At 66.2% G+C, this 21398-nt stretch carries 18 protein-coding genes, 1 tRNA gene and 3 pseudogenes; 7 read left to right on the forward strand and 15 right to left on the reverse strand.

Features of this window, described 5'->3' with window-relative positions; all coding sequences use genetic code 11:
- The first annotated feature begins 9 nt into the window (after positions 1-9).
- The gene (locus QF050_RS16380; protein ID WP_308931368.1) at positions 10-879 is read left to right on the forward strand and encodes a DNA-formamidopyrimidine glycosylase family protein; all 870 of its coding nucleotides are present in this window, start codon (positions 10-12) and stop codon (positions 877-879) included.
- 88 nt (positions 880-967) lie between these two features.
- Here QF050_RS16380 and QF050_RS16385 read toward each other — a convergent pair.
- From QF050_RS16385 to QF050_RS16430, 10 genes and pseudogenes are all read right to left on the reverse strand, one after another.
- A tRNA-Pro gene (locus QF050_RS16385) sits at positions 968-1044 on the reverse strand.
- Positions 1045-1191: 147 nt separating this feature from the next.
- Positions 1192-2742, reverse strand: coding sequence for a ribosome biogenesis GTPase Der (gene der, locus QF050_RS16390; RefSeq protein WP_308931369.1), 1551 nt, complete (start codon positions 2740-2742; stop codon positions 1192-1194).
- Between the two features lie 10 nt (positions 2743-2752).
- Positions 2753-3428: pseudogene (locus QF050_RS16395) on the reverse strand (lysophospholipid acyltransferase family protein).
- Between the two features lie 34 nt (positions 3429-3462).
- On the reverse strand, positions 3463-4176 hold the full coding sequence (gene cmk / locus QF050_RS16400; protein WP_308931370.1) for a (d)CMP kinase: 714 nt from the start codon (positions 4174-4176) through the stop codon (positions 3463-3465).
- Complete coding sequence (locus QF050_RS16405; protein WP_308931371.1) at positions 4176-5285, reverse strand: prephenate dehydrogenase; 1110 nt, start codon at positions 5283-5285, stop codon at positions 4176-4178. The genes cmk and QF050_RS16405 overlap by 1 nt, the downstream gene beginning before the upstream one ends.
- Before the next feature lie 3 nt (positions 5286-5288).
- Positions 5289-6500: a pseudouridine synthase gene (locus QF050_RS16410; RefSeq protein ID WP_308931372.1), complete on the reverse strand. Its 1212-nt coding sequence runs from the start codon at positions 6498-6500 to the stop codon at positions 5289-5291.
- A gap of 112 nt (positions 6501-6612) precedes the next feature.
- Positions 6613-7266 (reverse strand): SMC-Scp complex subunit ScpB, encoded by a 654-nt coding sequence (locus tag QF050_RS16415; RefSeq protein WP_308932194.1) that lies wholly within the window; start codon positions 7264-7266, stop codon positions 6613-6615.
- 17 nt (positions 7267-7283) lie between these two features.
- Positions 7284-8100: pseudogene (locus tag QF050_RS16420) on the reverse strand (ScpA family protein).
- 8 nt (positions 8101-8108) lie between these two features.
- Entirely contained in the window at positions 8109-9008 is a 900-nt protein-coding gene (locus QF050_RS16425; RefSeq protein WP_308931373.1) for an AAA family ATPase, read from the reverse strand.
- Between the two features lie 231 nt (positions 9009-9239).
- The gene (locus tag QF050_RS16430) at positions 9240-10583 is read right to left on the reverse strand and encodes a cation:dicarboxylate symporter family transporter (RefSeq protein ID WP_308931374.1); all 1344 of its coding nucleotides are present in this window, start codon (positions 10581-10583) and stop codon (positions 9240-9242) included.
- Positions 10584-10740: 157 nt separating this feature from the next.
- Between QF050_RS16430 and QF050_RS16435 the strand changes: the two genes are divergently transcribed.
- The 6 genes and pseudogenes from QF050_RS16435 (at position 10741) to QF050_RS16460 (ending at position 17668) form a co-directional block, all read left to right on the forward strand.
- On the forward strand, positions 10741-12375 hold the full coding sequence (locus tag QF050_RS16435) for a sensor histidine kinase (RefSeq protein WP_308931375.1): 1635 nt from the start codon (positions 10741-10743) through the stop codon (positions 12373-12375).
- Positions 12372-13085: a response regulator gene (locus tag QF050_RS16440; RefSeq protein ID WP_308931376.1), complete on the forward strand. Its 714-nt coding sequence runs from the start codon at positions 12372-12374 to the stop codon at positions 13083-13085. Before QF050_RS16435 ends, QF050_RS16440 begins: the two co-directional genes overlap by 4 nt.
- A 268-nt stretch (positions 13086-13353) precedes the next feature.
- Positions 13354-14010, forward strand: coding sequence for a GntR family transcriptional regulator (locus QF050_RS16445; protein ID WP_308931377.1), 657 nt, complete (start codon positions 13354-13356; stop codon positions 14008-14010).
- The gene (locus QF050_RS16450) at positions 14003-15523 is read left to right on the forward strand and encodes an MmgE/PrpD family protein (RefSeq protein ID WP_308931378.1); all 1521 of its coding nucleotides are present in this window, start codon (positions 14003-14005) and stop codon (positions 15521-15523) included. Before QF050_RS16445 ends, QF050_RS16450 begins: the two co-directional genes overlap by 8 nt.
- A pseudogene (gene prpB / locus QF050_RS16455) lies at positions 15524-16427 on the forward strand (methylisocitrate lyase).
- A gap of 101 nt (positions 16428-16528) precedes the next feature.
- Entirely contained in the window at positions 16529-17668 is a 1140-nt protein-coding gene (locus QF050_RS16460) for a bifunctional 2-methylcitrate synthase/citrate synthase (protein ID WP_308931379.1), read from the forward strand.
- Between the two features lie 96 nt (positions 17669-17764).
- On the opposite strand, the gene QF050_RS16465 is transcribed toward QF050_RS16460, so the two are convergent.
- From QF050_RS16465 to QF050_RS16485, 5 genes are all read right to left on the reverse strand, one after another.
- Complete coding sequence (locus QF050_RS16465) at positions 17765-18247, reverse strand: 8-oxo-dGTP diphosphatase (protein WP_308931380.1); 483 nt, start codon at positions 18245-18247, stop codon at positions 17765-17767.
- A 35-nt stretch (positions 18248-18282) separates the two neighbouring features.
- On the reverse strand, positions 18283-19074 hold the full coding sequence (locus QF050_RS16470; protein WP_308931381.1) for a hypothetical protein: 792 nt from the start codon (positions 19072-19074) through the stop codon (positions 18283-18285).
- 2 nt (positions 19075-19076) lie between these two features.
- The gene (locus QF050_RS16475; protein WP_308931382.1) at positions 19077-19580 is read right to left on the reverse strand and encodes a sigma-70 family RNA polymerase sigma factor; all 504 of its coding nucleotides are present in this window, start codon (positions 19578-19580) and stop codon (positions 19077-19079) included.
- Positions 19581-19708: 128 nt separating this feature from the next.
- A complete protein-coding gene (gene xerD, locus QF050_RS16480) occupies positions 19709-20731 on the reverse strand; it encodes a site-specific tyrosine recombinase XerD (RefSeq protein ID WP_308931383.1) in 1023 nt (340 codons plus the stop codon).
- On the reverse strand, positions 20731-21390 hold the full coding sequence (locus tag QF050_RS16485) for an NUDIX hydrolase (RefSeq protein ID WP_308931384.1): 660 nt from the start codon (positions 21388-21390) through the stop codon (positions 20731-20733). Before QF050_RS16485 ends, xerD begins: the two co-directional genes overlap by 1 nt.
- Positions 21391-21398 lie beyond the last annotated feature (8 nt).

Raw genomic sequence — 21398 nt, forward strand, 5'->3', positions numbered from 1 at the left:
AGGTAAGCCATGCCGGAACTGCCCGAAGTAGCCGGCCTGGCCACGTTCCTGGACGAACAACTGCGGGGGTGCACGATCTCCAGGCTGCAGATCGTCTCCTTCGCCGTGCTCAAGACCGCCGACCCGCCTTTCACCGCCCTCGAGGGCCAGGCTGTTTCCGGGGTCCGCCGGTTCGGAAAATTCATCAGCATCGATACCGCGGGCGTGTCGCTGGTGTTCCACCTGGCGCGCGCGGGCTGGGTGCGCTTCACCGACTCCCCCGCAGACAGCCAGCTCAGGATGGGCAAGGGACTGATAGCGGTCCGGTGCATCTTCTCCGGCCCGGACGGACCGCGTGGCCTGGACCTGACCGAAGCGGGGACGAAGAAGAGCCTGGCGGTCTACGTGGTCCGCGATCCGCAGGATGTTCCGGGCATTGCGGCCCTGGGTCCCGATCCCTTCACGGAGGCATTCGACGCCGGCATGCTGGCGGAGATCCTGCAGGGCAGTTCGCAGCAGATCAAGGGACTCCTGCGAAGCCAAAGCGTCATTGCCGGCATCGGGAATGCTTACAGTGACGAAATCCTGCACGCCGCCCGGATCTCCCCGTTCGCCATTGCCAAGTCCCTGGACCGGGAGACGGTGCGGGTGCTCTATGACGCCATCCACAGCGTGCTGGGTGAGGCCATGGCGGAAGCGCGCGGCAAGCCGCCCAAAGACCTCAAGGACGTCAAACGAAGCCACATGCGGGTGCACGCCCGCGCCGGCCAGCCCTGCCCCGTCTGCGGCGACACCGTCCGTGAAGTCTCCTTTGCGGACACGGCGCTGCAGTACTGCCCCACCTGCCAGACCAAGGGCAAGATCCTGGCGGACCGGAGGACGTCGAAGTTCCTGAAGTAGGACTGGCCGGAACGCGGTGCCCGGTGTGGCCCGGGTTGCCAAAAAAAGCAGAAAGCGCCGGAGATGATCTCCGGCGCTTTCCGCTTTTTGGTCGGGCTGACAGGATTTGAACCTGCGACCCCTTGACCCCCAGTCAAGTGCGCTACCAAGCTGCGCTACAGCCCGCTGGTTCCGCCGTTCTCCGCTGACTCCCTCCAAGGATTCCTCCGAGGATTTCCATCAGCAGTCCGGCCGAACCACCTAGAAGAGCTTACACGATCCGGAGGGGTGCCAGTGACACTTTCCGGTGATCAGCCCCTACGTGTGTCGCAATTAACGCTTCCGGCCGCGCTTCTCGCGCACGCGCATGCTGACCTCGATGGGAGTGCCTTCGAATCCGAAAGTTTCGCGCAGCCGACGGGTAATGAACCGGCGGTAGCCGGGGTCCAGGAAACCGGTGGTGAACAGCACGAACTTCGGCGGCCGGCTGGAGGCCTGGGTACCGAAAAGGATGCGTGGCTGCTTGCCGCCCCGGACCGGGTGCGGGTGCGCGGCCACGAGTTCGCCGAGGAAGGCATTCAGGCGTCCGGTGGGGATGCGCCGGTCCCAGTTCTCCAGTGCCAGGTCCAGGGCCGGAACCAGGCGGTCCTTGTGCCAGCCGGTCTTGGCGGAGATGTTGACCCGCGGAGCCCACTCGACGTGGGCAAGGTCCTGCTCGATTTCCCGTTCCAGGTAGCGGCGGCGTTCGTCGTCGAGCAGGTCCCACTTGTTGAATGCCAGCACCAGTGCTCGTCCGGACTCGATGGCGAGCTGCAGGATGCGGACGTCCTGTTCGCTGAGGACCTCGTCCACTGCGAGGAGGACGACGGCGACCTCTGCCTTCTCGAGCGCGGCCTGCGTCCGCAGGGAGGCGTAGTAGTCCGCCCCCTGCGCCATGTGCTGGCGGCGGCGGATGCCGGCGGTGTCCACGAATCGCCACGTGCGGCCGCCGAGTTCGATGAATTCGTCCACGGGGTCACGGGTGGTGCCGGCAGTATTGTCCACCACCACGCGTTCGGAGCCGGCGAGCTTGTTCAGCAGGGAGGACTTGCCCACGTTGGGGCGGCCGATCAGGGCGATGCGGCGGGGACCGCCGGAGCGCTCCACGCCCTCGACGGTGGAGAATTCCGGGAGGACGTCCATGACGTGGTCCAGGAGGTCGGCCACCCCGCGCCCGTGCAGTGCGGATACCGGGTACGGTTCGCCGAAGCCGAGGCCCCACAGTGCGGCGCTCTCCGCTTCCTGGGCGAAGTCGTCCACCTTGTTGGCCACCATGATGACCGGCTTCTTGCTGCGGCGCAGCATCTTCATGACGCCCTCGTCGGTGGCGGTGGCCCCGACAGCGGAGTCCACCACGAAGAGGACGGCGTCGGCAAGTTCCACGGCCATCTCAGCCTGCTCGGCCACGCGGGCGTGGATGCCGCGGGCGTCGTGCTCCCATCCGCCGGTGTCCACCAGGGTGAAGTTGCGGCCGTTCCAGTTGGCCGAGTACATGACGCGGTCGCGGGTGACGCCGGGGGTGTCCTCCACCACGGCTTCCCTGCGGCCCAGGATCCGGTTCACCAGCGTGGACTTGCCCACGTTCGGGCGGCCGATGATGGCCAGGACCGGATCCAGCTTGAGCGGACCCTCAAGGTCTTCGTCGCCGTAATGCCCGCTGAGCAGGGCGGCATCGTCATCATCGAGGTCGTAGTCCTCGAGGCCGGCCCGGAGGGACGCGGCACGGAGTTCCGCTTCGTCGTCGTCTATTGCCGCCAGCCGTTCGGCGACCTGGTCGCCGCCGGAGGGTACGTATTCGTCGTCGCCGGCACCGGAATGCCCGGAAGTCTGGGTGGTGTCGCTCATTGCACTGTCCTTAGTGGTCATCTGCCGGCGTCCCCGGCTACTGCTGTCAGGTCTTGGTGATCAGCGAAGGGCAAGGGCTGCCCGCTGAGGTCGATGGTGTCCTGGACATGCCCCGCCAGGGCCGCGCGGATTTCCTGCGCCGCCCTGTCCATTGAAGCACGCCCGCTTTCGCCGGCCCGGCGGGCCAACGTAAGGGCTGTTCCGAAACTCACGTGGAAGCGCCGCCCGGGCCGTGGAACGGAATCCAGGTGCTCGGCCCCTTGGCGGGTCCCGAGGATGGCCACCGGGACCACCGGCGCGCCGGCGTTCAGCGCCAGCCAGGCCACGCCGCCGTTGATGTCTTCCGCTGCCCCGCTCCCGCGCGTTCCCTCGGGGAGAATCCCGACGCAGCGTCCGGCGTCGAGCACGGCTTTGCAGCGCTGCAGCGCAGCCCGGTCCCCGCGGCGGTCCACGGGGAGCTGTCCGGAGGCGGTGAGGACGCGGCCCAGGAAGCCCTTGAACATTTCCTGCTTCACCAGGATGTGCATGGGCCGCGGGGCCGCGCCGAACATTACCGGCCCGTCCAGGAAGCTGATGTGGTTGGCCGCGAAGATGACAGGGCCGCCGGTGGGGACGTTGCTCCTGCCGGTCACGGAGGTCCGGTAGACCACGTGGTCCAGCACCCAGCCCACCGGCCTGCTCCACACCGTGGTCAAACCGGATGGCAGGCCGGCTCCGGTGTCAGTCACGGTTGAGCACCTTGGTCACGATCACAAGCGCGGCGCTCACGGTCTGCTCAAAATCCAGTTCCGAGGAGTCCAGGGTGACCACGCCATCCGCCGCCTGCGTGAAATTGACGACGGTTGAGTCCTTGGCGTCCCGGTGCGTCACCTGGGCGGCCAGCTGTTCGGCGTTCTGCGTGCCGCCCAGTTGGATGCCGCGCCGGCGCAGCCGGGCTTCCGCGCTGGCCGTGAGGAGCATGCGCACTTCCGCGCCGGGCGCGACGACGGTGGTGATGTCCCTGCCCTCCACCACCATGCGGCGGTGGTGCTTTTCGATCAGGTCCCGCTGCCGGCGGATCAGTTCGGTCCGGGCGCCCAGCGTGGTGGCAACGGCGCTGACCGCTGAGGAAATCGCAGGCTCACGGATGGCGTCAGTGACATCCACGCCGCCAACCCGCACGTATTCTTCCTGCGGACTGGTGCTCAGTTCCAGCGCAAAGTCCCGGGACGCCTGCTCCACGGCCGGGGTGTCCTCCAGGTCGATCCCCTGGCTCAGGCAGTACCAGGTCAGGGCACGGTACATGGCCCCCGTGTCCAGGTAGGCAAGCCGGAGGCGGCGGGCGACTTCCTTGCTCACGCTGGATTTGCCGGAGCCGGACGGTCCGTCAATGGCGACCACCAGGGGCCGGCCGATGCGCAGCGCGCGCATGGATTCCAGAAGTTCCTGTGTCATTACTGAAGTACCCGCCATCCGCGGTCGTTGAGGGCTTCGATCAGGTGGTCGTGCTTGTTCGGCAACACAGACAATTCCACCATGCCAACGTTTTGTCCGGATGAATGATCCAGCCGGAGATCTTCAACATTCACGCCGATTTCACCGATCTCGGTGAGCAGCTGCGCGATCTGGCCCGGCTTGTCATCCACCAGGACGGTCAGCCAGGAATACGCCTGCGGCGGCCCGCCGTGCTTGCCAGGAATCCGGGCCTGGCCGGCATTGCCCTCACTGATGAGCTGGGCCAGGTCCAGGCGGGCGCCTGGCGCACTGGGCTGCTCCAGGGTTCCGATGAGCCTGTTCAGGTCCTCGCGGACACCGTAAAGGATCTCCACGACTTTGGCCGCGTTGCCGCCCAGGATCTGGACCCACAGGGTGGGATCACTGGCGGCGATCCTGGTGACGTCGCGCAGGCCGTTACCCGCAAGCGAGAGTGCATGCAGCGGAGTCCCCTGCAGGCGGCTGGCCAGCAGGGAGGACATGACCTGCGGCAGGTGCGACACCAAGGCGACTGCTTCATCGTGCTCATCCGCCGTGAACTGCGAGACGACAGCTCCCAAGTCTGAAGCAAGCGAACGGGCCACCTGCAGGGCATGGCCTGACGTCTCCTCTGACGGGCACAACACCCAGGGCATGGAGGTGAACAACTCGCCGCGGGCAGCTACCGGACCGGACTTTTCCCGGCCGGCCATGGGGTGTGTGCCCACGTACCGGGACAGATCGGCGCCAAGGCTCCGGAGCCGGGCAAGGATGTCCGCCTTGACGCTGGCGATGTCCACCACGACGGCGTCAGGGTAGTCAGAGAGCGCCCGGTACACGACGTCGGCGGTAACGTCGGGCGGAGCGGCAACCACCACGAGTTGGGCTTTGCCACTGCCGAGCTCCGACAGCGGGCGGCCGGCCCCGATGTCCACCGCCACCGCCTGGTTGGTGGGTGAGGGATCGGACAGGAACACCGGTACGCCGCGCCCCCGCAGGCCCAGCCCGATGCTTGCGCCCAGCAGTCCGGCGCCGATGACCACCACAGGCCCGTCCAGGTGGCCGCGGCCGTGGCTTTTGAACGCGGACATGGATCAGAGCCCTACGGATGCCAGCAGGTGGCCGACTTCCTGCTTGCCCAGGTTGCGGATGCTGCCCTGGCGCTGGTCTCCGAGTCCGATGGGGCCCACCTTAACGCGGACCAGACGCTGGACCGGGAACCCGACGGCGTCGAAGAGGCGGCGGACAATCCGGTTCTTGCCCGAGTGGAGCACCACCTCGATCAGCACATGGCCGGGTGTGGAGTCCACCAGCCGGAAGGAATCGACGGAAGCGAAACCGTCCTCGAGCTCGACGCCGGCCTTCAACTGGGCACCAACACCCTGCGGGAACGGCCCGCGCACCTGGACCAGGTACGTCTTGGGTACCTCGTAGGAGGGGTGGGTTAGCCGGTTGGCGAGTTCGCCGTCGTTCGTCAGCAGCAGCAGTCCCTCGGTGGCGACGTCCAGCCGGCCCACGTGGAAGAGACGTTCGCCGGTGTTCTTGTTGTTCTTCAGGAAGTCGCTGATGCAGGGGCGGCCCTCCGGGTCCTCCATGGTGGACACCACGCCCTTGGGCTTGTTGAACACCATGTAGACCAGGTTCTCGTCCAGCTGGATCCGCAGGCCGTCAACGTGGATGACGGCGGTCTTGGGGTCGATGCGGACACCGAGCTCGGTGACCACCTGGCCGTCCACTTCCACCCGGCCTTCCGCAATCATCTCTTCGCAGACGCGCCGGGAGGCGACCCCTGCTGACGCCATCACTTTCTGGAGGCGGACGCCGTCGGCATCGTGGAGTTCGGACTGGGGAACGTTTCCGCGGGGGCCTTTCCTGCGGGCAGGTTTGCGGACCGGGCCGAGGTTCTGGCCGAAGCGTTCGCTGCCGAAGGCGCGGGAGGCTGCCGCGCCGGGCGCGCCGGTGCGGGGCTTGGGCTTGGGTGCGCCGGGAGTTCCGGGCGCCTTCTTGGCCCCCGGCTTGCGGGCAGCGGGCTTGCGCGACGACGGCGTGGCCGGCTTGGAGCCACCGGCTGCGCGCCCCTGCTGGTCCCCCGCCAGGTCGGGGTCGATGAAGCGTTCCTCGCGCGGCTTGGGTGCCCGCTGCGGGCGGTCGCCGCCGAAGGCGGACGCGCGCTTTGCTGCTCCGCCCCGGGAGCCTCCGCCCTGGTTGCCGCGCTGGGGTGAATTCCCGCGCTGTGACGCGTTGCGGTCGTTCCCTCCGCGTCCTGATCCGTTACGTGGTGAACCCTGGCGTCCCGCCTGTGTCATGACCCGTCCTTCGATGTTTTGGCCCGCAGAGATGTCCAAGGACAACCCTAGCCAGCCATGCAGACTTCGTCTGCCCTGGTAATTGAATTGACGCGGACAGGGCGTGCCCTGCCTACATCCTGTCGGCGTCGTAGAACTCCGCGATCCCGTCGAGCCCTGGTAGGTGCGGCGACAGTTGGGGCAACTCCCCCACTGAACCGATTCCCATCCGTTCAAGGAAATAGGAGGTGGTCCGGTAAAGGATTGCGCCGGACTCGGGATCGGTTCCCGCGTCCTCGATCAGCCCGCGCTGGGCGAGTGTCCGTACGACAGAATCAACATTGACTCCGCGAATTGCAGACACCCTGGCCCGTGAAACGGGTTGGCGGTACGCGATGACTGCCAGTGTTTCCAATGCCGCCTGGGTAAGCCTGGTGGTCTGCCCCTCGAGCACGTACTTGCCCACGATGTCGGCAAACTCGGCGCGGGAGTAGATCCGCCAGCCACCGGCGATGTTCCGCAATTCAAAACCCCGGGGGCTGGAGCCCAGGCCAGCAGCGCTGGCATTCTCCATATCCGGGGCGTTAACAGTATAGCCGTCATACTCGCGTTGCAGTTCTGCCAGCAGGGAGCGCACCGTGGTGACCGTGAGGCCGATCCCCGCGGCGAGCTCCTCCTCCGTGGCCGGCTCATCCAGGACCATCAGGACGGCCTCAAGGGCGGCCTTGGCGCCACCGGGAAGACCGGCGGCGCCGTGTCCGTCCTCGAGGTCCTCCGCTGGCTCCATCGTGTGCGGTTCCGGGTTCACAGTTGTTCCTCGTATTCTTCGCTGAGATGCTCCGCCGACCAGTCCTGGCCATCGGCTGTCCAGTGGATGGCCAGCTCCGCCAGCGGGGACAGCTGGTCGAATGAGACCGCCTTGTCCCGGAACAGCTCCAGCAGGGCCAGGAACCGGGCCACCACCACCAAGGTTGATTCGGCGTCCGCGATCAGTGAGCGGAAGGTCAGCGGAGACTCCCGTTGCAGGCGCAGCCCCAGCATCTCGGCCTGCTCCTTGACGCTGACGTTGCCGCCGTGGAGGTGGCCAAGCGCCACCTGGGGCGGCTGCGCAGGTGCCTTGGGCCGCAAGGCGGCCTCGGCCAGCGCAGCGAATTGTTCAGGGGTGTGCCTCCAAAACGAGTTCGGGCAGCATTGCCGCGAACTGCTCTTCCAGCGCAACCTGCCGTGGAAACCGCCGGCCCTCCTGGTGCAGGGTCTCGCCGAGGATTCCTGCCACATGCTTGAAGGCCTTGTACTGGAGCAGCCGGGCGAAAAGCAGGTCCCTCGCCTCCAGCAGCGCAATGTCCTCGTCGTCCTCAACCTCACCGGCGGGAAGGAGCCGTGCCGCCTTGAGGTCGAGCAGCGTCGCTGCGATCACCAGGAATTCGCTGGCCTCGTCCAGGGCCCATTCTTCGCCGAGTTCCTGCAGTTTCCGGATGTACTTGATGAACTCATCCGTCACGGTGGCGATGGCCACCTCGGTGATGTCCAGCTGGTGCTTGGCAATCAGCCCCAGGAGGAGGTCGAAGGGGCCGGTGAAGTTGGCCAGCCGCACCTCGAAGCCGGGCTTTGATTCGGCCACGGTGTTGGTTACGGTGCGCCGCCGCGGGCGATCAGTTCCTTGGCCAGCCGGCGATAGGCGTCAGCCCCCACGTGGTTCCCTGCGTAGCTGGTGATGGGTTCCGCGGCGACGGTGGCATCGGCGAACTTGATGGAGCGTTTAATGACGGTCTCGAAGACTTTGTCCCCGAAGGCCTCCACGAGGCGGGTGATGACTTCCCGGCTGTGCAGAGTGCGGGCGTCGTACATGGTGGCCAGCACGCCGTCCACCTGCAGGCGCGGGTTCAGCCGGTCCTGGACTTTGTCGATGGTTTCGACCAGGAGCGCCACCGCGCGGAGCGCGAAGAACTCGCAGATCAGCGGGATGATGACGCCGTGTGCTGCGGTGAGGGCGTTGACGGTCAGGAGGCCGAGGGACGGCTGGCAGTCGATGAGGACGACGTCGTAATCGTCTTCGACCTTCTTCAGCGCACGGTCGAGGACCTGTTCGCGCGCTACTTCGTTGACCAGTTGCACTTCCGCGGCGGAGAGGTCGATGTTGGCCGGCAGCAGGTCGACGTTGTCGACGCCGGTCTGGTGGATGGCGTCGCGGATGTCCACCTTGCGGTCCATCAGGACGTTGTAGACGGTGAGGTCGAGCTCGTGCGGATTGACTCCAAGGCCCGCCGAGAGGGCACCCTGGGGATCGAAGTCCACCAACAGGACGCGGCGGCCGTATTCCGCGAGCGCCGCGGCGAGGTTGATGGTGGAGGTCGTCTTTCCGACGCCACCCTTCTGGTTGACCATGGCAATGACGCGGGCCGGGCCGTGGGAGGACAGCGGCGCGGGTTCCGGGAACTCCCGGTATGGGCGCCCGGTGGGGCCCATCACCGCGTTTTCCAGGTCGAATTCCGTGCCCTCCAGAGTTGCCGAACCCTGTTCGCTGCTCACGTATCTGTCCACACTTTCGATGACGGTGATTTCCTGCCGCTGGCTCGCCGGCGGCGTTCGTTCTGATCCCTAGGTTACAGCGCCCGACACGGCATTCGACGGAACTTGACTTTCCGCGAATGTTGAGCCTTGACCCTCTAGTTGAGGTCGAAGGTTGAGGCTTGGACGCAATAAATCCGCCCCTGCAGCAGGGGCTGCAGGGGCGGATTCATGAAGTAACGCCGGTGAAGATCAGGCCTTGGCAGCTTCCAGGGCACCCTCTTCCTTGGGTGCCATCTCGCCGTGGCCGGGGATCATGGTCTGCTCATCGAACGGGGCCTCGCCGGAGAGGACGCGGGTGACCTGGCCGCCGTCGATCTCCTTGACCCAGGTGCCGATCAAGACGGTGGCGACGGCATTGCCGGTGAAGTTGGTCAGCGCGCGGGCCTCGGACATGAAGCGGTCGATGCCGACGATCATGCCGACGCCGCCCAGCAACTGGGGGGCATGTGCCTGGAGGCCGGCCGCCAGGGTGGCCAGTCCGGCACCCGACACACCTGCGGCGCCCTTGGACGCGATGATCATGAAGATCAGCAGGGAGATCTGGGCGCCCAGGTCCAGCGGGGTACCCATGGCGTTGGCCACGAAGAGCGATGCCATGGTCAGGTAGATGGCCGTTCCGTCCAGGTTGAAGGAGTATCCGGTGGGCACGGTCACGCCGACGACGGGCTTGGAGACTCCAAGGTGTTCCATCTTGGCGATCAGCCGCGGCAGTGCGGCCTCGGAGGAGGACGTGGAGAAGATCAGGAGGTATTCGCGGGCCAGGTACTTCATCAGCTTGAAGATGCTGACGCCGGCCACCACCTGGAGGAGTCCGCCGAGGATAACGACAATGAACAGCGCGCAGGTGATGTAGAACGCCACCATCAGGGTGAACATGCTCACGATGGCCTGGATGCCGGTGGCACCCACGACGGCGGCAATGGCACCGAAGGCACCTACCGGAGCGAGCCACATGATCATGATGAGGACGCGGAACACGAGGGCCTGGCCGTGGCCGATGGCTTTGAGGATCGGAGCGCCCTGCGGGCCCATCTTCTGCAGTGCGAAGCCAACCAGGATGGCGGCCAGCAGGGTGGGCAGGACCGGGATGTCACTGGGGATGATGCCCAGCAGGAAGTCGACGGTGCTGTCTGTCGCTGCCTTCTTGTTGGGATCGTACGGCGAGAGCTTCAGGCCTTCGCCGGGGTGGACGATGTTGCCCACCACCAGGCCGATGGCCAGCGCGAAGGTTGACATGATGACAAAGTAGCCAAGGGCCAGTCCGCCGACTTTTCCGACGGTGGCGGCTTTGGCAATTGAACCGATGCCCAGGACGATGGTGCAGAAGATGACCGGCGCGATCATCATCTTGATGAGCTTGATGAAGCCGTCGCCCAGGGGCTTGAGGTTCTTGGCGACCTCCGGGAACAGCAGGCCGACCACCGCGCCGAGGACGACGGCGGCTATGACGGCGATGTAGAGATAATGGGTCTTGTCGAGCCCTTTGCGTCGCGGCGTCGCGGTTTCGAGCGACTCTCCTCGTTGAGAGGCCATGATGTGTCTCCTTGTGGATATTCTGATAGACGCTGCGGCGCAATCTCTGGGCTCAAACGTCCGTGCAATGTGATATCCATCATTGGGCACCCCGTGATCCAGCTCACCGTTGCGTTCATATTGGTCGCGGCACGTGCAGGGCCAGAAGGAGATACGCATGATCCACCGCTGGAGTATCGCCCGCCGGCTCTTCGTGGCAAACCTGCTGATTGTCGTGTGCTTCATTGCCATCGTGGGAACCGCGGCCTACGTTGACGCGCGGGACCGGACCTATGACGAAGCCGGCCGCCGGATGGAGGGGGTGGCCGCGTCCATCGCCGCCAATCCCCTGGTACTGCAGGCCGCTGCCACGCCGGACCCCTCAGTGCTCCTGCAGCCCTATGCCAAAAATGTCACCGCCGCGGCCGGGGTAGATTTCATCACCATCATGGCCCCCGACCGGACCCGCTGGACGCATCCCCGGGATGAGGAGCTGGGCCGGCCCTACATCGGGTCCATCGACGCCGCCTTGCAGGGCCGGACGTTTACGGAAGTCACGGCGGGAACCCTGGGACCTTCCGTCCGGACCATCGTTCCGGTCAAGGATTCGGCGGGAACAATCAAGGCGCTGGTGGCCGTGGGTGTTACGGTCCGCAACGTCGATGTTGCCTTCGCTGCCCGGCTCCCCGTGCTGCTGGCCCTTGGCATTGCCCTGTTGGTAGGCGGTTCCCTGGCCTCGTGGCTGCTGGGCCGGTACCTGCGCCGGGTGACCCGCGGCTGGGGACCTGAACAATTGGCCCAGCTGTTCGCCTACTACGAGTCAGTACTTCACTCAGTCCGCGAAGGGCTGATCCTTATCGATGCCAGGAAGCGGGTGGTGATGTACAACGACCAGGCCGCCGAGCTGCTGGGCCTGGCTGAGACCGGCAGCAATGACCCCACCAAGCCGCCGTCGCTGGCCGATCTCCCGCTGGACAGCGAGCTTCTCAGCCTGTTCGATTCCGGACGTACCGCCAAGGACGAGATGGTACTGACAGGTTCCCGCGTGCTGGTGGTCAACCAAGGCCCTGCCCGGGGTCCGGAGTCTCCCGGTGCGCGCGGGAAGGTACCGGTGTATGGAACGGTGGCGACGCTCCGGGACCGGACGGAGATCGAGGCCCTGGGCAACGAGTTGCAGACCATGCGGACCCTGTCCGATGCGTTGCGGGCGCAGACCCATGAACACGCCAACCGGCTGCACACCATGGTGTCGCTCCTGGAGCTGGGCCGGACCGGGGAGGCCCTGGACTTTGCCACAAAGGACCTGGCGTTGAGCCAGCAGCTGACCGATGACATGGTGAGCTCCATCGATGAGCCGGTGGTGGGTGCCCTGGTCATGGGCAAGGTGGCCGAGGCCCACGAGCGCGGGGTCCAGCTGGATGTGTCCACTGTGGGCTCCGGCTCGACGCCGGGTGTCGCCGTCCAGGACCTGGTGACGATCATGGGCAACCTGCTGGACAATGCCATTGACGCGGCAGCCGATGCTCCCGCGCCGCGGCGGGTGCAGCTGACCCTGGAGGCCGACGAGGAAGGACTGGACATCGCGGTCAACGATTCCGGGACCCCCATCGCCCCGGCCGATGCCGAACTGATCTTCCGGCACGGATTCAGCACCAAGCCGGCCGGCCCCGGAGGCCGGGGGGTGGGACTGGCGCTGGTCCGCCAGGCAGTGCGGCGTTTGGGCGGTACGCTGGCCATCAATGGACGGAACGGCGCCAAGTTCGAAGTATTCCTGCCCGCGGCGGTGCCCCCGGAGAAGGAGCACAGACAGTGAGCAACATCCGGGTCCTCGTCGTGGAGGATGAAGCGGTCGCCTCCGCAGCCCACGCCGCCTACGTAGGACGGCTGCCCGGATTCGAGCTCGCCGGGACCGCCCCCGACGGCCAGTCGGCCCTGCGGCTGCTGAACGAATTCGTGGCCGCCGGAGAGCCAGTGGAACTGGTCCTGCTGGACATGAACCTGCCGGACCTGCACGGCCTGGATATTGCCCGGCGGATGCGCTCGGCCGGGATCCTCGCCGACATCATCGCCATTACAGCCGTCCGCGAACTGGCCATCGTCCGCAGCGCGGTCGCTATCGGCGTGGTGCAGTACCTGATCAAGCCCTTCACGTTCGCCACGTTCTCCGACAAGCTGGAAAGCTACCGCCAGTTCCGGCAGCAGTTGGCCGGCTCCGGCGCCGGAGCCGGCAGGGGGAGCGCCTCGCAAAGTGAGGTGGACCAAGCCTTCGCCAGCTTGCGGGCTCCCTCCGAATTGCCGTTGCCCAAGGGGCTCTCCACTTCGACGCTCGGTTCGGTCCAGGAGTTCCTCCGCCAACAACCCGAGGCAGTATCTGCCACGGAGGTCATGGATGCCCTGGGCATGTCCCGCGTGACAGCCCGGAGGTACCTGGAATACCTTGCCGACGCCGGCACCGTCTCCCGCACGGCCCGTTACGGCACCCCCGGCAGGCCGGAGAACGAATACCGGTGGACGGCCCGCTGAGGTCCCGGGCCAGACGTCCTACTGCGCTTCAGTCCCCTTCAGCACGCCCCGGATGCGGGCGGTAAGTTCCCTCGGCGCCAAGCCGCCGAATGGATCGCGCCGAGCCGGGCCGTGGCCAGCTCCGCGGCCTGCCGCCACGTGGGTTGCAGCAGGTATTGACGGTCCATGTATACATAGAAAAGGATTTGCAGCGTATATTCTCAAAAATGCTTGGCTTACCAACACTCTGTGTATACACTGGAGAACGTCAACCGAGGAAGGAGACTGCATGCGTGCCAGCGAGAAGGCCTACGCGGCCCTCCGCGACGACATCGTCGAGTGGCGGCTGGCCCCGGGGACCGTCCTTGCGGAGGTGGAGCAATCCGAGCGGCTCGGCGTCTCGCGTACCCCGCTGCGCGAAGCCCTCAGCCGGCTCACCGCGGAAGGCCTGACGACGGCGGGCGGCCGCGGCGTCGTCGTCACCGATATCTCCCTTGAGGACATCGACGAACTGTTCGAACTGCGCGAAACCCTTGAGGGCAGGGCCGCGGCCCTGGCGGCCAGCCGCGGCGATACCGCCACCTTCGAGCAACTGCAGCGCGAGCTGGTCCGGGCCCCGGACATGATCAACGGCGACGATCCCGCCCGCCATGACTACTACGAACTGGTGGGACGGCTGGATACCGCCATCGACGCCGCCATTTCCAACTCCTACCTGGCCCAGGCCATGCGAAGCCTGCGCGTTCACCTGGTCCGGATCCGCAGGCTGGCCGCCGACGACGCCGCCCGCCTCACTGCCGCGGCCGCCGAGCACGCAGCGATCGCCGAAGCAATCGCCGAAGGCAATCCGAAGCTCGCCGAAGCGGCCACGATTGTGCACCTGCACCGCAGCCTCTCCCACGTCAAAGCAACCCACGCATCCCAGCACAAGGAGCACCATGGTTAAGGAACACCACGTCCGCGTCTATAAGAGCGAGGAAAACCTGCCCCGCGAGGAGCAGCTCGCCTTCAAGATCGCCCAAGTGGCGGCTGACCCGGTCGCCGTCTCCGACGAGGTCACCGACATGGTGATCAACCGGATCATCGACAACGCCTCGGTTGCCATCGCCTCCCTGAACCGGGCCCCCATCGTCGCCGCCCGCGCCCAGGCACTCACCCACGGCCCCAGCACCGGGGGCAAGGGCTCCAAGGTCTTCGGCATCGGCGAACGCGTCTCCCCCGAGTGGGCTGCCTGGGCCAACGGCGTAGCCGTCCGGGAACTCGACTACCACGACACCTTCCTCGCCGCGGACTACTCCCACCCGGGCGACAACATCCCCCCGATCCTCGCCGTCGCCCAGCACGTAGGGTCCAGCGGCCACGACCTGATCCGCGGCATCGCCACCGGGTACGAGATCCAGGTCAACCTGGTCAAGGCGATCTGCCTGCACAAGCACAAGATCGACCACGTGGCCCATCTGGGCCCCTCCGCCGCGGCCGGCATTGGCACCCTGCTGGGCCTGGACGTCGAAACCATCTTCCAGTCCGTCGGCCAGGGACTGCACACCACCACCGCCACCCGGCAGTCCCGCAAGGGCGAGATCTCCACCTGGAAGGCCCACGCCCCTGCCTTCGCCGGCAAGATGGCGGTCGAGTCCGCGGACCGGGCCATGCGCGGCCAGACCTCGCCCGTGCCGATCTACGAAGGCGAAGACGGTGTCATCGCCTGGCTGCTGGACGGCCCGGACGCGTCCTACATGGTTCCGCTCCCCACCCCGGGTGAAGCCAAGCGCGCCATCCTGGACACCTACACCAAGGAACACTCCGCCGAGTACCAGGCGCAGGCCTGGATCGACCTGGCCCGCAAACTCCACAAAGAGCACCCCGAGGTCACTGACCCGGCCAACGTCGAGTCCGTGCTGATCAAGACCAGCCACCACACGCACTACGTGATCGGCTCCGGCGCCAACGACCCGCAGAAGTACTCTCCCACCGCGTCCCGCGAAACCCTGGACCACTCCATCCCGTACATCTTCACCGTGGCCCTGCAGGACGGCGCCTGGCACCACGTGGACTCCTACGCCCCCGACCGCGCAGCAAGGCCCGACACGGTGGAGTTGTGGCACAAGGTGACCACGGTGGAGGATCCGGAATGGACCCGCCGCTACCACTCCCTGGACATCGCCGAGAAGGCCTTCGGCGGCTCCGTGGAGATCACGCTCAAGGACGGCACCGTCATCACCGACCAGATCGCCGTCGCCGACGCCCACCCTCTCGGCGCCCGCCCGTTCGCCCGGGAACAGTACATCAACAAGTTCCGCACCCTCGCCGCCGGGCTCGTGGAGGAGGCCGAGATCGAACGGTTCCTGGCCGCCGTCGAACGCCTCCCCCACCTGGCCGCGGGCGAGCTGGACCAGCTGAACATCACCGCCGCCCCCGGCGTCATCGACCTGAACGCCGCACCCAAGGGACTGTTCTAGATGCTGTACTCTAAGACCACTCCCGAGCAGAAGCGGATCCGCTTCCGCGAACTCCTCGCCTCCGGGACAATCGCCCAGTTCCCCGGCGCCTTCAACCCGCTCTCGGCCCGGCTGATCGAAGAAAAGGGCTTTCGCCGGGGTCTACATCTCCGGCGCCGTCCTGGCCAACGACCTCGGCCTGCCGGACATCGGCCTGACCACACTCACCGAGGTGGCCACCCGCGCCGGGCAGATCGCCCGCATGACGGACCTGCCCTCGATCGTCGACGCCGACACCGGCTTCGGCGAACCCATGAACGTGGCCCGCACCGTGCAGGAACTCGAGAACGCGGGCCTGGCCGGACTGCACATCGAGGACCAGTTCAACCCGAAACGCTGTGGCCACCTCGACGGCAAGAACGTCGTGGACCTGGAGACCGCCACCAAACGCATCCGCGCCGCGGCCGACGCCCGGCGCGACCCGAACTTCCTGATCATGGCCCGCACCGACATCCGCGCCACCGACGGACTGTCAGCGGCACAGGACCGTGCCAAAGCCCTCGTCGACGCCGGCGCGGACGCGATCTTCCCCGAAGCCATGCGCGACCTCAGCGAATTCCAGGCCATCCGCGACGCAGTCGACGTCCCAATCCTGGCCAACATGACCGAATTCGGCAAAAGCGACCTCTTCACGGTGAACGAGCTGGCCGGCGTCGGCGTCAACATGGTCATCTACCCGGTGACGCTGCTCCGTAGTGCCATGGGCGCTGCTGAGCGTACTCTGGAATCGATCAGATCCGACGGCACCCAGGAGGCACAGGTTCCAAGCATGCTGACCCGTGCCCGGCTCTACGACCTCGTCGACTACGAGGCCTACAACCACTTCGACACCGGGGTATTCAACTTCCGCATCCCCGGAACCTGACAGTCGGCCCTGGCACCACCGGAATGCCGGCAGCAGCCGGACACTGGCTTTAGGAACACTGGCTTCAGAAACACTGGCTCTAGGAACAAAGGAGTTTCAGCATGGCTGAAAATGAGATCAAGAAGGGCCTTGCCGGCGTCGTGGTGGACTACACCGCGGTCTCGAAGGTCAACCCGGACACGAACTCCCTGCTGTACCGGGGATACCCCGTCCAGGAGCTGGCCGCCCGGTGCAGCTTCGAGGAAGTGGCGTACCTGCTGTGGAACGGCGAACTGCCCAGCCAGGAGCAGCTAGCGGAGTTCACGGCCAAGGAGCGCGCCGGACGCGCCCTTGATCCGGTGGTCAAGACAGTCATCGACGCGTTGCCGACCACGGCGCATCCGATGGACGTATGCCGGACCGCCGCGTCGGTAATGGGCGCCCGGCACCCGCAGGCTGAAGACTCCTCCCGCGAGGCCAACATGGCCAAAGCCCTTGACCTGTTTGCCGCCATGCCCGCCGTGGTGGCCTACGACCAGCGCCGCCGCCATGGCCAGGATGTCGTGGAGCCGCGCGCTGACCTGGGCTACTCGGCGAATTTCCTGTGGATGGCCTTCGGCGAGGAACAGGTCCCGGAGGTGGTGGACGCCTTCAACGTCTCGATGATCCTTTACGCCGAGCACTCCTTCAACGCCTCCACGTTCACCGCCCGCGTGATCACCTCGACGCTCTCGGACCTGCACTCCGCCGTGACCGGAGCCATCGGGGCGCTCAAGGGTCCGCTGCACGGCGGCGCGAACGAAGCCGTCATGCACACCTTCGATGAGATCGGCATCCGGCAGGAGGAGTCCCTCGACGAGGCGGCGGCCCGGGCCAAGGCATGGATGGAAGATGCCCTGGCACAGAAGAAGAAAGTCATGGGCTTCGGCCACCGCGTGTACAAGCATGGCGATTCCCGGGTGCCCACCATGAAGGCCGCACTGGACAAGATGATTGCCCACTACGGCCGCCCGGAACTGCTGGGGCTGTACAACGGCCTGGAGAGCGCGATGGACGAGGCGAAGGCCATCAAGCCGAACCTCGACTACCCGGCCGGACCGACGTACCATCTCATGGGCTTCGACACCGCGACCTTCACTCCCCTGTTCGTAGCCAGCCGGATCACGGGTTGGACGGCGCACATCATGGAGCAGCTGGACGCCAACTCCCTGATCAGGCCGCTGAGCGAGTACATCGGCCCGGAGGAACGGCACCTTCCCTAGCATGTTCAGGACGCCCGACGGCGGGTGGGCACCATGGTGCCCACCCGCCGTCGGGCGTTAAGCATTGTGGTTGTGCAAGCGCCGGCTGCCGGCAGTTCAGCCCAACAGGCTCTCGGACGAGGCAACGGATTCGTTATCGGTGCCCATGGTGACGACGACATTCGCCTTTCCGCCTTCGAGCACCACGGGGAGCCAGTGGTCCGCGTCCTGCCACATCCGCTCCACGGGTAGGGAGTTCACAGGGAACCATTCGGGCAGGATTTCGTCGCTGGGGGCCGGCTCGCCGTGCCACAGCCGGGCGGTGAAGAGCCTGGTCTGCATGTTCCATTCCGGCCGGGCCGGAAAGACGAAGTGGACCGATCCCGCATCCGCCAAGTCTTCCACCTGCAGCACCACCCCGGTTTCTTCCAGGACTTCCCGGACCACCGCCTGCTCGTCGGTCTCCCCCGGTTCAACGTGGCCGCCGATGCCCACGATCTTGCCCCTGCCGAAACCTGTCTGCTTCAGCCCCAGAAGGACCTCGGTCCCGTCGGCCCCGTCACGGAGCAGGAAGCAAAGAGTCACGGCGGTGAATTGCATGTGCTCAACCCTATGCCAGCTGGTGAGGGCCTTCGTTATCCAGCGGCCGGTCCCGCGCCAACAAGTTCCGAACGGTATTCCACCGGAAGCCCCTTCTGCTCGAATTCCTTGTCCATTGCCTGTTGTGGCGTCAGGCCCTGGTTGTTCATTGCCTGGAATTCCCAGTTGAAGACGCTGGAATACACCTGCTGGAAGTCGCAAAGGAACCGCCCGTCCTTTAACTTGGCAAGCTGGTACCACGCGTTGCCACCGTCGAGTTGGAGGGCTTTGGCTCCCTCGTCCGAGATGGAAAAGGCGAGCCAGCCCTCGGCACAGCCCAGGACGGTGTAGAGATGTTGCTGGTCGGCGGGGATCGGAAAGACGACGCGCTGCTGGTCGCTTCGCTGCAGGTCCACGTTGTCCATGGTGCAGGGCACGCCGCCGGTGCTCAAGCCACCGGCGGCAGGGTTCACCGACTGGGCTGCCGAGGGTGAAGCGGTGGCAGCAGGATGTTCGCTGGCAAACGGTGTGGCGGACGGGCTGGCCGGCGGAGGGCTTCCGGTTGATTCCGAGGGCGTCGCCCCCGGTCCAGCCGCGGGCCGCTGAGCCATGGTTCCACCCACGAACACGGCGCCGGCCACGGCTGCGGCCGCGAGCAAGGTCGCAGCAGTTGTCCGGACGGCTGTCCGTGCCCGCTGGTTGCCTCGTTCCGGTGCCCTCGCCGTCAAGCGGATGACGTCTGTGTCCTCCGTGGGCGCCAAGGCCCGGGCGCCGTTGCCTCCGGCCGCCGTGTCCGGTGCCGTAGGCCGGGGTTTGGCGGCCTTCATCAACTGCTCGATGCGATCCATGGCTAGTCCTTCCGTTCGGTCATGAGATGTGCCGGTGCGGCCTTGGCGAAGGCCCGGCGTGCACGGTGCAGCCGTACGGAAGCGGTTGAGGGAGAACATTCAAGGGCCTGGCCAAGTTCGGGGATGGTGAGGTCATCCCAATAACTGAGCATGAGGATCTCGCGGTCCCGCTCCCGAAGGCGGCCAAGTATGTCCGCCACCGCAGCCTGTTCCCCGGTATCTTCCTGCGGAACGTTGCCGCGTGCTTCGCCCTCCAGCCGGTCAAGAAGTTCCTGGCGGCGGCGACGGCCCCTGTACTCGTTGCCGAGCACGTGCCGGGCCGTGGCGAGCAACCATCCGATGCCGGGCGGCTCCGGCAGTTGTTTTTCCCATGCAATCCGAAACACGTCGGCCGCCAACTCCTCGGCCCGGCACGTGTCGCTGATGCGGCAGGCGATGTACCGATAGACCCGCCCCGAATGCTGGGAATGCAGATCGATGAATGCCTGCTCTTCCGCTGCCAACATAGTATTTCCCCCCGGACACGTATTGACTTCCTCTTGAAGACTAAGTGTCCCGGGCCTGGCTGATTCTTACAGTCGCAGGAAGTTTTTTGTGGGGTTTGATGCACGCGCCGGGGGCCGGACCCCGGTGCTCAGCCCAGCGCCCTCGGATGCGCCGCGGCGTAGATCTCCCGCAGGGTATCGGCCGTGACCAGGGTGTATACCTGGGTGGTTGTCACGGAGGCGTGGCCCAGCAGTTCCTGAACCACGCGGACGTCAGCGCCGCCTTCGAGGAGGTGGGTGGCGAATGAGTGGCGCAGCGTATGGGGTGAGACGTCCCTGGTGATGTTGGCTTTCTCTGCCGCCGCCTTCAGGATGGTCCAGGCACTCTGGCGGCTGATCCTTCCACCGCGGGCGTTGAGGAAAAGCGCCGGCGTACCTTTGCCTTTGGCGGCGAGCAGCGGCCGGCCGCGGACCAGGTAGGCATCGAGGGCGCGCGCTCCGTAGGAGCCCAGCGGTACCAGCCGTTCTTTCGACCCCTTGCCGAAGAGCCGTACGATGGCAGGTCCTGAGCCAGGCTCTGCGAGGGAGATGTCATCCACGTCTAATCCCACGGCCTCACTGATCCGTGCCCCGGTGGAATAGAGGAATTCGAGCAGGGCACGGTCCCTAAGCCCCGTGGCCGTGTCCGTTCCCGCGGCCTCGAGGATGCGGGTTACCTCGTCGACGCTGATGGCCTTGGGCAGCCGTTTGCCGGCCATCGGCGGATGGACTTCGCTGGCAGGATCGGCCGGCGTGTAGCCTTCCAACGCCCAGAACTTGTGCAGTCCCCGCACCGCCACCACCGTTCGGGCCGCTGACCGCACGCCCAGGGTGGAGCCGCCGTCGGAACCGTCGGAGAGGGCACGGACGTAGCCGGTGACGTGGTGCCGGGTGATGTCCTCGGGGCGGCTGCAGCCGGCAGCGGCGAGGTAGCGGGCGTACCGGGCCAGGTCCCGGCGGTAGGCTGCCAGTGTGTTGGCGGCCAATCCCCGTTCCACGCCTACATGCTGCAGGTAGTCGGTGATGGCCCGGTCGATGGCCCCGAGGCGTCCCGCCGCCGGTTCCCCGGTCGCGGCCGTTTTCGGTGCCGGTTCCACCGAAATCACCGGTTCAGCCGAAGGACCGGGAACCATCAGCGCTGGCTGGGGTGTGCGGGCCAGGGGGCGTCGGCGGGCCGGAGTTCCTGGTAGTTGCCGGCGCGGGCCGCCGCGGCGGCGAGGATCCCGACGACGGCGGACGGGTTGTGCAGGCGCCCGGCCAGCACCGAGTCCACGGCATCGTCCAGGCTGATCCAGTGGAACTCGATCTCCGCTTCCTCGTCCGTGCGCTCGTGGCGTTCGAGGTGCGGGATCCCGGTCAGGTCGCGGGCCAGGTAGATGCGGATTGCCTCACTGGATGAGCCAGGGGAATTGAAGACGTCGGCCAGGACGTTCCAGGTGCCGGCGGCGAGGTCGGCTTCCTCGGCAAGTTCGCGGGCAGCCCCCACCACGAAGTCTTCGCCTTCGACGTCGAGAAGGCCGGCCGGCACTTCCCAGAGGTCCATGCCCACCGGGTGCCGGTACTGCTTCAGAAGCAGGATCTGCCCCTCAGCGTTCATGGGTAGTACTGCTACTGCCCCGGGATGATCGATGTAGTCACGGGTGAGGGCATCCCCGGACTCAGACAGCTGGAAGGTGTCGCTGACGACGTCCCAGATCCTGCCCTGGTACACCTTCTCGGTAGACAAAAGACGGCGCGGGCTTGGTGCATCCGAAACCTGTTTGGCAGGGGTGGTTTCAGGTGTACCAGGCATCGCGCCGT

The organism is Arthrobacter sp. SLBN-112, assembly GCF_030944625.1.
Classification (GTDB): Bacteria; Actinomycetota; Actinomycetes; order Actinomycetales; family Micrococcaceae; genus Arthrobacter.

Excerpts from the sequence above, each read along its gene's own strand:
- QF050_RS16475 (WP_308931382.1), bottom strand. The coding sequence starts at position 19,580 with ATGTTGGCAGCGGAAGAGCAGGCATTCATCGATCTGCATTCCCAGCAT.
- xerD (WP_308931383.1), bottom strand. The coding sequence starts at position 20,731 with ATGGTTCCCGGTCCTTCGGCTGAACCGGTGATTTCGGTGGAACCGGCA.
- QF050_RS16435 (WP_308931375.1), top strand. The coding sequence starts at position 10,741 with ATGATCCACCGCTGGAGTATCGCCCGCCGGCTCTTCGTGGCAAACCTG.
- QF050_RS16405 (WP_308931371.1), bottom strand. The coding sequence starts at position 5,285 with ATGTCCGCGTTCAAAAGCCACGGCCGCGGCCACCTGGACGGGCCTGTG.
- QF050_RS16465 (WP_308931380.1), bottom strand. The coding sequence starts at position 18,247 with ATGCAATTCACCGCCGTGACTCTTTGCTTCCTGCTCCGTGACGGGGCC.
- QF050_RS16430 (WP_308931374.1), bottom strand. The coding sequence starts at position 10,583 with ATGGCCTCTCAACGAGGAGAGTCGCTCGAAACCGCGACGCCGCGACGC.
- QF050_RS16445 (WP_308931377.1), top strand. The coding sequence starts at position 13,354 with ATGCGTGCCAGCGAGAAGGCCTACGCGGCCCTCCGCGACGACATCGTC.
- QF050_RS16485 (WP_308931384.1), bottom strand. The coding sequence starts at position 21,390 with ATGCCTGGTACACCTGAAACCACCCCTGCCAAACAGGTTTCGGATGCA.
- QF050_RS16380 (WP_308931368.1), top strand. The coding sequence starts at position 10 with ATGCCGGAACTGCCCGAAGTAGCCGGCCTGGCCACGTTCCTGGACGAA.
- QF050_RS16415 (WP_308932194.1), bottom strand. The coding sequence starts at position 7,266 with ATGGAGCCAGCGGAGGACCTCGAGGACGGACACGGCGCCGCCGGTCTT.
- QF050_RS16450 (WP_308931378.1), top strand. The coding sequence starts at position 14,003 with ATGGTTAAGGAACACCACGTCCGCGTCTATAAGAGCGAGGAAAACCTG.
- QF050_RS16470 (WP_308931381.1), bottom strand. The coding sequence starts at position 19,074 with ATGGATCGCATCGAGCAGTTGATGAAGGCCGCCAAACCCCGGCCTACG.
- der (WP_308931369.1), bottom strand. The coding sequence starts at position 2,742 with ATGAGCGACACCACCCAGACTTCCGGGCATTCCGGTGCCGGCGACGAC.
- cmk (WP_308931370.1), bottom strand. The coding sequence starts at position 4,176 with ATGACACAGGAACTTCTGGAATCCATGCGCGCGCTGCGCATCGGCCGG.
- QF050_RS16460 (WP_308931379.1), top strand. The coding sequence starts at position 16,529 with ATGGCTGAAAATGAGATCAAGAAGGGCCTTGCCGGCGTCGTGGTGGAC.
- QF050_RS16410 (WP_308931372.1), bottom strand. The coding sequence starts at position 6,500 with ATGACACAGGCGGGACGCCAGGGTTCACCACGTAACGGATCAGGACGC.